The 12,977-nt window shown below is 39.1% G+C and carries 13 protein-coding genes and 1 tRNA gene; 8 read left to right on the plus strand and 6 right to left on the minus strand.

All coding sequences use genetic code 11. The annotated features are described in order from the left end of the window. Position 1 precedes the first annotated feature (1 nt). From ACTIEI_RS07820 to ACTIEI_RS07840, 5 genes are read right to left on the minus strand one after another with little or no spacing between them, the layout of a single operon-like run. The gene (locus ACTIEI_RS07820; RefSeq protein WP_439505735.1) at positions 2–955 is read right to left on the minus strand and encodes a hypothetical protein; all 954 of its coding nucleotides are present in this window, start codon (positions 953–955) and stop codon (positions 2–4) included. Beyond that, positions 952–1,530, minus strand: coding sequence for a peptide deformylase (gene def, locus ACTIEI_RS07825; RefSeq protein ID WP_439505736.1), 579 nt, complete (start codon positions 1,528–1,530; stop codon positions 952–954). The genes ACTIEI_RS07820 and def overlap by 4 nt, the downstream gene beginning before the upstream one ends. A 58-nt stretch (positions 1,531–1,588) precedes the next feature. Further along, positions 1,589–1,999: a Holliday junction resolvase RuvX gene (ruvX, locus tag ACTIEI_RS07830; protein WP_439505737.1), complete on the minus strand. Its 411-nt coding sequence runs from the start codon at positions 1,997–1,999 to the stop codon at positions 1,589–1,591. Positions 2,000–2,048: 49 nt separating this feature from the next. Beyond that, on the minus strand, positions 2,049–2,966 hold the full coding sequence (locus tag ACTIEI_RS07835; protein ID WP_439505738.1) for a UbiA-like polyprenyltransferase: 918 nt from the start codon (positions 2,964–2,966) through the stop codon (positions 2,049–2,051). A gap of 6 nt (positions 2,967–2,972) precedes the next feature. Continuing rightward, on the minus strand, positions 2,973–3,503 hold the full coding sequence (locus ACTIEI_RS07840; RefSeq protein ID WP_439505739.1) for an RNA methyltransferase: 531 nt from the start codon (positions 3,501–3,503) through the stop codon (positions 2,973–2,975). A gap of 116 nt (positions 3,504–3,619) precedes the next feature. Between ACTIEI_RS07840 and ACTIEI_RS07845 the strand changes: the two genes are divergently transcribed. Together ACTIEI_RS07845 and mutS are read left to right on the plus strand one after the other, a co-directional pair. Continuing rightward, positions 3,620–5,215, plus strand: coding sequence for a M20/M25/M40 family metallo-hydrolase (locus ACTIEI_RS07845; RefSeq protein WP_439505740.1), 1,596 nt, complete (start codon positions 3,620–3,622; stop codon positions 5,213–5,215). A 39-nt stretch (positions 5,216–5,254) separates the two neighbouring features. Continuing rightward, the gene (gene mutS, locus ACTIEI_RS07850; protein WP_439505741.1) at positions 5,255–7,867 is read left to right on the plus strand and encodes a DNA mismatch repair protein MutS; all 2,613 of its coding nucleotides are present in this window, start codon (positions 5,255–5,257) and stop codon (positions 7,865–7,867) included. Between the two features lie 35 nt (positions 7,868–7,902). On the opposite strand, the gene ACTIEI_RS07855 is transcribed toward mutS, so the two are convergent. Further along, the gene (locus tag ACTIEI_RS07855; RefSeq protein ID WP_439505742.1) at positions 7,903–9,105 is read right to left on the minus strand and encodes an NAD(P)-dependent oxidoreductase; all 1,203 of its coding nucleotides are present in this window, start codon (positions 9,103–9,105) and stop codon (positions 7,903–7,905) included. Positions 9,106–9,206: 101 nt separating this feature from the next. Between ACTIEI_RS07855 and hscB the strand changes: the two genes are divergently transcribed. The 6 genes from hscB (at position 9,207) to ACTIEI_RS07885 (ending at position 12,832) form a co-directional block, all read left to right on the plus strand. Then, positions 9,207–9,713: a Fe-S protein assembly co-chaperone HscB gene (gene hscB / locus ACTIEI_RS07860; protein ID WP_439505743.1), complete on the plus strand. Its 507-nt coding sequence runs from the start codon at positions 9,207–9,209 to the stop codon at positions 9,711–9,713. A 50-nt stretch (positions 9,714–9,763) separates the two neighbouring features. Beyond that, a tRNA-Leu gene (locus ACTIEI_RS07865) sits at positions 9,764–9,847 on the plus strand. 607 nt (positions 9,848–10,454) lie between these two features. Further along, on the plus strand, positions 10,455–10,817 hold the full coding sequence (locus ACTIEI_RS07870) for a hypothetical protein (RefSeq protein ID WP_439505744.1): 363 nt from the start codon (positions 10,455–10,457) through the stop codon (positions 10,815–10,817). 1 nt (position 10,818) lies between these two features. After that, on the plus strand, positions 10,819–11,301 hold the full coding sequence (locus ACTIEI_RS07875) for a hypothetical protein (RefSeq protein ID WP_439505745.1): 483 nt from the start codon (positions 10,819–10,821) through the stop codon (positions 11,299–11,301). 224 nt (positions 11,302–11,525) lie between these two features. Further along, positions 11,526–12,560 (plus strand): hypothetical protein, encoded by a 1,035-nt coding sequence (locus ACTIEI_RS07880; protein ID WP_439505746.1) that lies wholly within the window; start codon positions 11,526–11,528, stop codon positions 12,558–12,560. Continuing rightward, positions 12,557–12,832 (plus strand): hypothetical protein, encoded by a 276-nt coding sequence (locus ACTIEI_RS07885; protein ID WP_439505747.1) that lies wholly within the window; start codon positions 12,557–12,559, stop codon positions 12,830–12,832. The genes ACTIEI_RS07880 and ACTIEI_RS07885 overlap by 4 nt, the downstream gene beginning before the upstream one ends. The last annotated feature ends 145 nt before the right edge of the window (positions 12,833–12,977 follow it).

A 12,977-nucleotide genomic window follows, 5' to 3' on the forward strand; every position in this document is an offset into this window, starting at 1 on the left:
ATTAATTACGCTTGAAGTCGAATAGCGTGGCAGTAAATATTGCCCTTTCACGCTTCTTAAAGATCACATCCCAATTTCCTTTGTAACGAAGTGTTTTGGGAACAATGAGATTATTGCCTAGGTTGGTCATTTCTACTTCCATGCTCACATCAAAATCATACACACCCGCTTTATAGCTTAATGCATAATTGCGCGCCAATACCGCCATGGTTTTCATATTAAACCAAGTAACCATTTGGTCTACCACAATGCGATCATTTTTAATGAACCCTAAATTGGCTTTAGGCATAATAGAAAATACATAACAGAGTTCCCCCTTGTATTCTTCGATATCTAAGCGATAATCGTAATATTTATGTGCGGTTTCGTCGTAGAGGTCTAGCTTGTCACCAATAAAAGGAATACCCGATATTTTTTTACCCGGGTTAAAGAACAACATTTTCAATTGTTCTTTGTGTTTCTCTATCCCTTTTTTACCCGCAACAGACCGCTTCTTACCTGCCACAATATTGTTTTCACCGCAAATAGTACCTTTGGTAAAAAACAGACTCGCGTACAATTCAGGAGTCATATAATTATATTCCCCAGAACGATCGTAAAAATCGCCCGTAACGGTTTCTTCTAACACGTCCATGGTTCTGCAACCGTTGATTCTATTTTGACGCGTTTTGCTAGACAAAGAAGCCACCACAGTGCCTTTCTTGTCTTTCATTTGAATATCGTTGTACGAGCTGAAACCCAGTATGCGTAAGTTCTTGAAGGCTTTGTAAAAAGTAGTGTCTTCCTTAATTTGCTCTAAGAGCATTTTATAATCGAGGTTATTTCTAACAACTACTTCCGATAAAGTGAAACGCTTTTCATCAATGATCAAGGTACTGTCTTGCGCCAATACCATTGAAGACAATTGCAAAAAGCAAAAGGAAAAAACCAATCCGAAAATCAGTGAAGGCCTCATTTGGCAAAGCTCATTTTATAATCCACTTTAATCTTGCCCTTACTGATATCATTGAGTTTACCCTGCAACATTTTCTTGCGCAAAGGCTTTAAATAATCAATGAATAATTTGCCTTCAATATGATCATACTCGTGTAAGATAACCCGAGCGGTAATACCAGAAAAAGTAGAACGGAACTGCTTAAAATTTTCGTCGTAATAAGTCATGGTAACCGCTTCGCCACGCATAATGTCTTCGCGAATTTTAGGAATGCTTAAACAACCTTCGTTGTAGGCCCATTCTTCGCCATGAATTTCTTCAATTTGCGCATTGATGAATACTTTCTTAATACCGGGCGCATCATTGTATTTGCCCTGCTCATCTTCTTCTAAGTTTTCAAAAATTTGCTCAGAGTCTACCACAAACAACCGAATATCACGGTTAATCTGTGGAGCAGCCAAACCAACGCCATTGCTCGAATACATGGTTTCCCACATATCTTCAATGAGTTTAGAAAGACCAGGATATTCATTGGTAATGGGTTGTGCTATCTTTCTTAACACAGGTGCACCATACGCTACAATAGGAAGAATCATGCTAATTTAATTATAATGGGGGCAAAAGTACCCCGAAACAACGAACCAACAAAGCCAGTTAACGGTTTTGCAAAAACTCTTGCAATAACATGGTAGCCGCAATCTGATCAATATTCCCTTTTTCGCGGCGGTCTTTTTTCTTCATGCCCATATCTACCATGGCTCGAACCGCCAGTTTAGAACTGTAACGTTCATCCACTGTTTGAATAGGAATAGCGGGAAAAGCTTTTGTTAAATCTTGAATGGCTTTCTTGACCAAGGGCGTACCATGGGTAGGGCTATCGTCTAAATTAAGCGGCTCCCCGATTAGGATTAATTCTACGGGTTCAGTAACCATATAATTTTTCAAAAAAGGAATCAGCTCTTTAGAAGGAATAGTGGTAAGTGCAGTGGCAATGATTTGCATAGGATCGGTTACTGCCAAGCCCGTGCGTTTACCACCATAATCAATACAAATAATTCTAGCCATAATTTTTAGTTATTGGGGGGATTATACCCGCCGCAGACTCAATCTGTACTCACCAGCCGTACTGCAAAAACAAAGCAGCGATGACAAAAATAGCAAATACCACAGAAGCAATACCGTTACTCGTCATGAAAGCCAGGTTCACTTTACTCAAATCATTGGGTTTTACTAAGCGATGTTGATTAATGAGCATGCCCACAAACACCCCATAACCGATAAAATACAACCAATGAAAACCACCATAGATCCCAGCAATGGTAACACAGGCAGCACTGCAAACATGCAACAAACGAGCTACCCATAACGCCCGCTCTTTACCCAATGCAGCAGGAATAGAATTCAATTGATGCGATTGATCAAAGTCTACATCTTGTAAAGCATAAATAATATCGAAACCACTCACCCAAAAAATAACGGCAAAAGAAAACAACAAAGGCAATAGAGCAAAACTGCCCGTAACAGCTAAGTAAGCCCCGATAGGAGCCAGTGATAATCCCACCCCTAATACCAAATGACATAAAGCTGTGAAACGCTTGGTATAACTGTAAAACAACACGACAAACAACGCCACAAAAGACAGATAAAAACAAAGCGGATTAATGAACCAAGTAGCAATTACAAAAACAATACTATTGCCAATCACAAAACGCAAAGCCGACTCCGCCGATAAAATGCCCGCAGGTATTTCACGAATAGCCGTGCGCGGATTGAGCGCATCAAAATGACGATCTAAATACCGATTAAACGCCATGGCCGCATTACGAGCCGTAACCATACAAACCAATACCAAACCAAATTTCTGCAACAAAATCGGCGACAATATACCAGACATGGTGCCCGGCATAATAATGCATCCACCAGAAGCAGTAAACATTGGAATGGCCAAAAAGAACCCAATAAAAGCAAAGGGCATGGCAAAAATGGTATGAGAAAATTTTACGAGGCTGAGGTATTTTTTAACAGTAGTCAAATTGAATTATTTTAAAACGGTGCGTTCGGTAATCGCCCAGATAATAATGCCCGCAGCCACCGAAATGTTTAGGGAATGTTTAGAACCCAGTTGCGGAATTTCAATACAACCATCGCAAATATCAAGCACTTCATCTGCGACCCCTTCAACTTCATTGCCCATCACGATGGCGATTTTTTGTGCGGGGAGATTAAACTGATCTAGGTACACAGCCCCCTCCGCTTGTTCAACAGCATACACTTTGTAGCCCTGTTCTTGCAATGCTTTCACTGCTTCTACAGTAGTTGGGGTATACTCCCAAGCAACGGTTTCCGTAGCACCTAAAGCAGTCTTATTGATATCTCTATGCGGCGGTTGGGGCGTATAGCCACATAAGTACATTTTTTCTACCAGAAAAGAATCGGCTGTTCTAAATACCGAACCCACATTGTGCATGCTTCGGATATTGTCTAATACCACTACCAGCGGGGTTTTAGGGGCTTCTTTAAAATCGGCAATCGACTTTCTCCCCAATTCTTGCATAGACCATTTGCGCATGGTGCAAAGGTAAACCCATCCATTCAAATAATCTTTAGCAGTTTGTTCTAGAAAAAAACTACATTAACAAACTCTTTTTAAACAAACCAATTTCACCAAACAGAAACAAAACAGGTATGAGAAAATTTGTTCAGCATTCCTTGCTATTAGCCCTAGCCAGCCCCATCATGGCTTTTGCCCAAAGCACCGAGCCAGTAGACCAGGCCGTGATCAATCGAATCCGCAAAGAAGGATTAGAAAATTCCAAAGTGATGGAGATTGCTTTTAACCTAACCGATATGAGTGGCCCAAGATTGGCCAATTCACCAGGCTATAGCAGAGCTGCCAATTATGCCATCAATACCCTAAAATCTTTCGGAGTAGAAAAAGCGGAATTAGATGCATGGGGTGAATTTGGAAAAGGTTGGGAATTAGAAAAATCTTATATGGCCATGACAGCGCCTTATTATAGACCCATCATGATTTATCCAAAAACTTGGACAGCGGGCAACAAAAAATTACAAAATGCAGAAGTATTGGTGATCAGCGCTAAAGACAGTGCAGATTTGATGAAATACAGTGGCCAGTTAAAAGGCAAAGTAATCATGATGGATCAATTGGTTACTTATAAGCATTCATTTAAAGCAGATGCGGTACGATATACCGATGAAGAATTGGCTAAAATGGAAGCCGCCACCATGGCTCCTCCAAGACCAGTAGATACAGCCGCACAAAGAAGACAAATGCAAGCCATGCAACAACAACGTGGTCCAGGCGGTGCAGCCCGTATGATGGCCATCTTAAAAGAAATGGCCAAGGCAGAAGGTGCAGTAGCGTTATTAAGTAGCGGAGGCCCTAGAAGCCATGATGGCACTGTGTTTGCGCAAGGTGGTGGTGCATACAAAGGAACCGATCCAGAAAACTTTTTAGACATTGCGGTAGGCATTGAAGACTACAACAGCATTTTACGTATTGCTAAAACAGGCACCCCTGTTAAATTAGACGTGGATGTAAAAACCAAGTTTCACACCAAGGATTTACAAGGCTATAATGTGATTGGAGAAATACCAGGCACAGACCCTGTATTGAAAAATGAAATCGTAATGATTGGTGCACACTTAGATTCATGGCAGGCAGGAACCGGTGCAACCGATAACGCATCAGGTTCAGCAGTGATGATGGAAGTAATGCGCATTTTAAAAGCCTTGAATATTTCAACTAAGCGCACCATCCGAATTGGATTATGGAGCGCAGAAGAACAAGGCCTTTGGGGATCTAGAGGTTATGTAAAAAAGACTTTTGCCGATCCAGCAGATATGAACTTATTACCAGAGCACGAAAAATTATCTGGCTATTACAATATCGACAATGGTACCGGAAAAATCAGGGGTATTTATTTACAGGGCAACGAAGCATGTAGAAATATTTTTAAAGCATGGTTAACCCCATTCAAAGATTTAGGTGCTGGAACCGTTACCATCAACAATACCGGTGGAACCGATCACCAATCATTTGATGGGGTGGGATTACCAGGGTTTCAATTTATTCAAGACCCCATTGAATACGATACCCGCACCCACCACAGCAATATGGATGTGTACGACCATTTAATTGAAGACGATTTAAAACAAATGGCTACCATCGTGGCGAGTTTTGTGTACCACACTGCACAGCGTGATGCCAAGCTTCCAAGAAAACCATTGCCAGCAGCAAGACCAGCTGTGAGAAGATAGGGCAAAAAATATACTACGGGTATCATTATATTTGTTGCCATGGCAAAATCAGGTAACGATACCCCATTGATGCAACAGCATCGGGCTATTAAGCAAAAATATCCCGATGCTGTTTTGTTATTTAGAGTAGGTGATTTCTATGAAACATTTGGAGAAGACGCCATTATTGCGTCTCGTGTATTGGGCATTACCCTTACCAAAAGAAACAATGGGGCTGCGGCTTCCAGCGAGCTCGCAGGGTTTCCGCATCATTCATTAGAAACTTACTTACACAAGTTGGTAAAAGCAGGCCATAGAGTTGCCATCTGTGATCAATTGGAAGACCCTAAAATGGTGAAGGGCATTGTGAAAAGAGGCGTAACCGAAATGGTAACACCGGGCATTGCCACCAGCGATAAAATGCTGGAAAATAAAAGCAATAATTTTTTAGCAGCCGTTCATTATACCGAACATAATACGGGCATTGCTTTATTAGATATTTCTACCGGAGAATTTTTTGCAGCAGAAGGAAATGAAGAATACATCGACAAATTGTTGCAGAGCATGCAACCTGCAGAAGTCATATTTGAACGCAGTTACCTCAAGAAATTTAAAGAGCAATATGGAACTAGGTTTTATACCTATACCATGGAGCGATGGATATTTGAAGAAGGATTTGCCAGAGAAAATTTAGTAAAGCAATTCAATACCCATTCCCTAAAGGGATTTGGGATAGATACCATGCCAGCAGCCATTATAGCGGCCAGTGCCATCTTGCATTATTTAAAAGACACCGAGCACCCGAACCTGCAACATATTACGCAGATACAACGCATTGAACGTGATCAGTTTTTGTGGATGGACCGATTCACTATTCGCAATTTAGAATTACTGCCCCTTCAATCAGAAGGACATACTTCTTTATTACAAGTGATCGACAATACCGTGAGTGCGATGGGTGCAAGACTTTTGAAAAGATGGTTGGTATTTCCACTGAAGAACAAACAACAAATTGAAGAACGCCTAGAAGCCGTTGAATACGGCATTATACAAACCGAACTAAGACAACAATTAGCCGCAGCCATTAAAGCATGTGGAGATATTGAAAGATTAGTAAGCAAGATTGCATTAAGAAAAATAGGCCCAAGAGAAGTAGTACAATTGGCCAGGGGATTAGAGCAGACAGCTATTGTAAAAGCCCTATTGAATAATAGCCCCAACCAATGGCTGGGCAAATTATCCAATCAGTTGGATGCTTGTGAAGCCATGCAAACCCGCATCAACAAAGAGATACAAGAAAACCCCGCAGTACTCATTAACAAAGGAGGGGTAATCGCAGCGGGCGTAAATGAAGAATTAGACCAGTTAAGAAATATTGCCAATGGTGGAAAAGAATTTTTGGTAAACATACAAGAAAGAGAAGCAGAAAGAACCGGAATCAATTCGCTCAAAATCAGTTTCAACAATGTGTTTGGTTATTATTTAGAAGTAACCAATTCGCATAAAAACAAAGTGCCAGCCGATTGGATCCGCAAACAAACCTTGACTAATGCAGAGCGATACATCACCCCAGAATTAAAAGAATACGAAGAGAAAATTATTGGCGCCGAAGACAAGATTTTAGCGATTGAGCAAGAATTGTACAATCAACTCATTACCGATTTACAAGACTATATCGCTCCTATTCAAGTAAACGGAAATATACTGGCCACCTTGGATTGTATTATTTGTTTTGCGGAAAACGCATTGCAATACCAATATAGAAAACCAGTGATCCATGAGGGATTGGAATTGCAGATTAAGGAAGGCCGCCACCCTGTGATAGAACGCAAGCTGGCATTGGATGAGCAATATGTATCGAACGATATTGAACTGAATAAAACCGATCAGCAAATCATTATTTTAACGGGTCCGAATATGAGTGGTAAGAGTGCGCTCCTGCGCCAAACTGCGATCATCACCTTGATGGCCCATATGGGATCTTTTGTACCCGCAGCGGCGGCTATGATCCCCCTAACCGATAAAATATTTACCCGTGTAGGTGCTTCTGATAATTTAAGTGGAGGCGAATCTACCTTCATGGTAGAGATGAATGAAACGGCCAGCATCATTAATAATATGAGTGAGCGCTCCTTGATATTACTCGATGAAATAGGAAGAGGCACAGCTACTTACGATGGCATTTCCATTGCATGGAGCATGGTGGAATACATACACAATAGCCCCTTTGCGCCGAAGACTTTGTTTGCAACGCATTACCATGAGTTGAATGAATTGGAAGAACATTTACCCCGCGTAAAAAACTACCATATCACGCACAAAGAGCTGAACAATAAAATTATTTTCTTGCGCAAAATGGCTACCGGCGGCAGCACGCATAGCTTTGGTATACAGGTAGCAAAAATGGCGGGCATGCCCACTGCATTAATTAACCGAGCAACAGCGATAATGGAGCAGTTAGAAAAAGAACATGTGCGAGAGGAAGCAGGTAACAATCTCGTAAGAGAGGCGGTGCAAAATGCATCCGTACCCAAAGTACAGTTGAGCATATTTGATGCACATACCGAAACCTTCGAAAGCATACGCGCTAAATTGAATGCGATTGATATTAATCAATTAACGCCTGTAGAAGCATTGATGAAACTAAATGATATCAAGGCTTTACTGAAATAAGGATTGATTAATCGAAATCAATTTATCAAGCCAAATTAATCGAGGCTCGCGTAGTCTTTTAAATACTCAAATTCATCGGTGAGTTTGCCTTTGTTTAAAATAGTGGCACGCTCAATAATGGCCGACCCGCCTTTGCGCATATCATCCAAAATATATTTGATGAGCTGTTCACCAAAATAACGACTGGCATCACGCGGCAATTCATTGGGCAGGTTACCCACGGCCATGATGTCTACCGAACTGGGCAAGTAAGGATCGGTTTTTTGACCAGAGATTTTATTCACCCCATACACCGGATCTTGAATGGTAGCATCGCCCAGGTTACAAGGAATAGACCCATGTTTATCATCGGTAATATCTGCAATGGTTTGAATCCTGAAATCGGGACGCTTCAAGGAATCCATCGAAAACAAGCGCGGCACATTTGGCCCCCAATAAATCCCATTCATGAGAATATCGGTATGCGCGCAATATTGTTCGAATAAACATTCATACTCCTCCGGATGCTCATGAAAATGATTGCGATTATAAGTATGATTGGTTTTGTGTTGATAAAGATTATTGCCCTTTAAGTGCACATACACGGGATAATCAAATTGATTGTTCAAATATTCATCAGGCTCCACTTCCTGCACATCCATCAGGTTCATGATTTCTAAAATACCATGGGCTACTCTCCCACTACCCGTTACGGCAATTTTAATGGGCGGCAATTTCAACCCAAAATAAGTATGGATGAGGGCGCGATAGTCTTTGATTTTATGCACCCTTTCTAATTTAAACGCACCCGTGCGATTGCCATAAGCCATGATACCATTGTGCGCCCCTACGATGCCGGCAAAAAAACCAAAGCCAATGATGCGCTGCCCATCTTTGTGTTCCAGGCATTCATAATCGATCAAGGTAATATTCTTTTGCACCATGGCCTGCATGAGGGCACGGTTATAAGGCTGCATTTTTTTGGTATGCGAAAAGAACATGTAACGCTTGTTCGGAATGAGTTGACTCACGGGCACTTCCTTAATACCCAACAACAAATTACAATCAGAAAGGTCATTGGTAATTTCCACCCCCGCCCGCGCATACTCTTCATCAGAATAACAACGATCCGGCGCCGACTCCACTTTCACTACCACATTCTCTACATTCTTAGTGAGAAATTTACACTGCGCCGGCGTTAACGCCACGCGATTATCCGCCGGAATTTTACCCTCTCTAATAAGACCAATAACAAGCATCGAACAATTTTGCACGAATTTAACTGATTGCCCCCTTTAATAACAATGATATTTATCATTTCTCGAAACCTTCATGAATGCTAAGGGCTTAAATTTGTTCCATGAATTATTTTGAATTATTCGGGATCGAACCCAGTTTCACCATCGACACCGCAACCATAAAGAAAAAATTTTACGAACTGAGCAGGGCCAATCACCCCGACTTTTTTGGCGGAGGTACACAGGAGGAACAAGATAGAGCGCTAGAGCAATCAGCAACAATTAATGATGCCTACAAAACCTTGCAGAACAAAGACCAATTGATTAAATATATATTGGGATTAAAGGGCTTGATACAAGAAGAAGAGAAATACCAATTACCCCCCGATTTTTTAATGGAAGTGATGGACTTGAACGAGCAAGTGATGGAACTAGACAAAGCCGACATCGCAGCAATAGCAGCCATTAAAGCCGCAGCCAATAACCTACAAAACGAAATATATGAAGCTATTGAGCCAGTTATGGCGAATTATACAGAAGATACTACTACCGAAAAAGAGTTGCTGCAAGTAAAAGACTATTACTTTAAAAAGAAGTATTTAGATAGAATTTTAGCCGGCCTGCAATAGAATATTTTGGAAATTATAAGTGGTTGGGCTAATATTGCACTCCAATTAAAGCCCAGATGGCGGAATTGGTAGACGCGCTAGACTCAAAATCTGGTTATCGCAAGGTAGTGCAGGTTCGATTCCTGTTCTGGGCACAAAAGCCTCCAACGAAGTTGGGGGCTTAATTATTTCTGAGGACGTCGCGAATTTATTCGCGAAAGGACGAAGAAATGATTAAGCAGCACCACCAAAGGTGGTGCGAGGCTTTTGGGTACGCCCCCCTCTTAGGAAGTCGGCGAAACGTAGTGAAGCCGACAGTCCTGCATTTGCTTGCGAATCCTGAGGCGCAACGCAGTGGAGCCGACAATCCTGCACTTCCATTCTAATGGAGAATATATTCCCACTAGTTATTATAATTATTTCGTCATATAATAATTTATTTATAACTTCCTAATCCCAATTTATTCCTCCCCCAATTGTTACGTTTTGTAAGTGTTTTACTGACACTGCAATTTTATGTCTGGGAGTCAGGGGGCAGTGCTTTGAAATAAATTTGGTTGACTAAAATTCGAAAAGATTTAATTAGTAAACTTATTATATCTTTTCAAAATGCAATAATATATTAACGCAAGAAAAAAATTTAAAAAGTAGAATAGTAAATACTTAAATTATTGCTTTTCTAAAATTGAAATTGAAGACTCCCCATTTTGAGTAGCGTATATTTAAGTGTTGGCAGCAAAATTTTAATATCAAAATCTTACAATGAACATGGGACCAAAAACCAAAGACTGTATCATAAGCATAATGCTGAATACAACAATTCTAGCATTCCCTTTTTTTATCTCGCTTGTTTACATGGAGCCCATACAAGAGAAAACATTAACTCTAGCGGTAGCTATGTTCCTAATGAGTGTCGCAATAGGCAGTACTGAAAAGATATTGTTTTACTTATTTTTCATTTTGGCGTTCTTTCTTGTTGCAACTTATGGTGCAATTCCTAATTCGAAAGTTGTGACAACTGTTTGGCGTTACCAGACTTTACTTGCTTTCTTTGGAATTATCGCACTATCGTTCGATAAATATGATATCCATGTTAGAAAAGGTCAACCATTAAATAATTTTTGATATGAAAGACTTTTTAGAGAATATAAATATTTTGACAATCCTATCAATTATCCTTGGATTTGTATCAACTTATATTTCTTATTATTTTTTTAATAGAAAACGGCAAGCAGATAAACGACTTGCGGACTTATTAAGAAAAGACGATAGTTTCAAAATAATACTTAGTAAAGAAATTGAAAAAATTAAATCCCTTAACACATCTTCACTTGACGAGTATAAGTCTAAAATTGACATTAGTTCAAACATTGAATTAAAATCAATTGAAATAAAAAAAATGCTACTTGAGAAAGAGTTGCAATTGATAAAACTCGAAATGTTAAAGGATAAATTTTCTGAATTAGCAAAGACCTTAAAAAGCAGTGACCAAAAAGAAATACTTGAAATAATTAATCAACTTACAAAAGAAAGTCAAACAAATTATATCAATAATATTTTGACACAATCTGGAAGTACTGAAAATATTCAACTTTTTAATGACAAATAATACTACTGCAAAGGTTTTGTGCAATTGGGTCTGGACGTTGAAACAATCATCCGCAGTTCGCTAATCAGCTTCGGTTTCGTCAGACAAATAAAGCCGAACAGTAAAATAAACAATGAGCTTTTGTATCTTTAATCTGTAGCTGCACTAAGCAAGCGTAATACAGAATAGCGCCACATCGCCAATGCTTTAACGTTAGCGACGACAATGGTAACAAATTAAAACTTATGAAATTTATTTTAACATGCTTCATATTTATATTCTCCTTGACTTCTTTTGCACAAAAGGGAAAGATTGACACTTTAAACTGTCGAGTTATTTCAATTGAAAATAAAATTGAACGTTTAGGAAAGGAAGTCAATAACATCAATGAACAAATCAGTTATTTAAAGGAGCAATCAAATAGTCAGGTAGGTATGCTAGATACGGCTTTCGATGGGGTGTCAAGCCAATTAGGCGCTTCCTCTAACTTTATAGCAATCTTTGCAATAATAATTGGGATAATTTCAATAGCACTTGGTGTGTATGTCTCCCGTATAGAAAGAAATATTAAAACAATCGCACAAGACAATGAAACGCTTTTGCTAAAAAATGTTCAGATAAAGCAGGACATTGAGAATCTAAGTAACAAGATTACGAGCGATCCAAAAGGGCTTTATCATATTCTAAGAAAAGAGGAGTCCGACCATCTAATTGAAAGGCTTCTACTTGTCCCTGATGACATTGTTAATCTAAATACTTTGCTATTATCAAGGGAGTTAGAACCAGCTCATTTCGAAAAAGTTAAAGAGGCTTTTACTCGTTCAGATACTGAGCACAAAGGGTCATATGATATTTTGTTTTTTCAACACTTCGTTAATCAGTCAATGCAAGATGAAATCATAAAAGACAGAATTTTAAATAATTTAGAAAGCCTTATTGCAGATTCATTCAAAAATGACATTATTAAATCTACCAGTGAATATTTTAATTATGTCCATTCAAAAGGAGTAGTTCAAAACAGGATTGAGGTAAATAAATTTGTACTTGCACTTTCAAATAGTAAATACAAGGATCTTGGTGATATTTACATTTCTATTTTTAATCAAATGTCAACTAGACAAGAAAAATTTCAATTATACGAATTAGTAGAAAAGACAGGCTCGACAAAGCAGTTCAGAAGTGAATATGGTAATTTTTTGCTAGATTATAAACAAAATGCGCCCTCTCCTATTGAAACCGGTATTCTTAATGAAATAGAAACACTAAACAAATTACCATGAGTGAAATAAGTATTGCTAGTAGAGCAGGTTTACTAACACACAACCTAAATAATTTACTAAATGGTGTTGCTGATATTGGTACAGCTAGTAAATTGGGAATTATTACTTCTTCTCTTCAAGAATTTTTGAATGGACGTGCTAATATGTCCATGGCATCAAAGCTAGGACTTCTAACAAGCGATTTACAGCTTTTGCTAAACAAAGTAGGAAAACAGGGAGCAATAGGATTAGTAATTGGAATATTAATCAATCAAAATTCAAAAAAAGTTTAACTTAACACCTTCATCAACATACGTTTGGCTCAATGGTGGTTGACGTAGTTAATTGAACATTCTATTGTCTAGTCCTGAAATAGGTTGATTAAAAAACAACCATTATGGACTTAAAAGATCAGATTATTCAAGCGTATTTAAGCCA

It is taken from the genome of Sediminibacterium sp. (assembly GCF_051860225.1).
Lineage (GTDB): Bacteria > Bacteroidota > Bacteroidia > Chitinophagales > Chitinophagaceae > Sediminibacterium.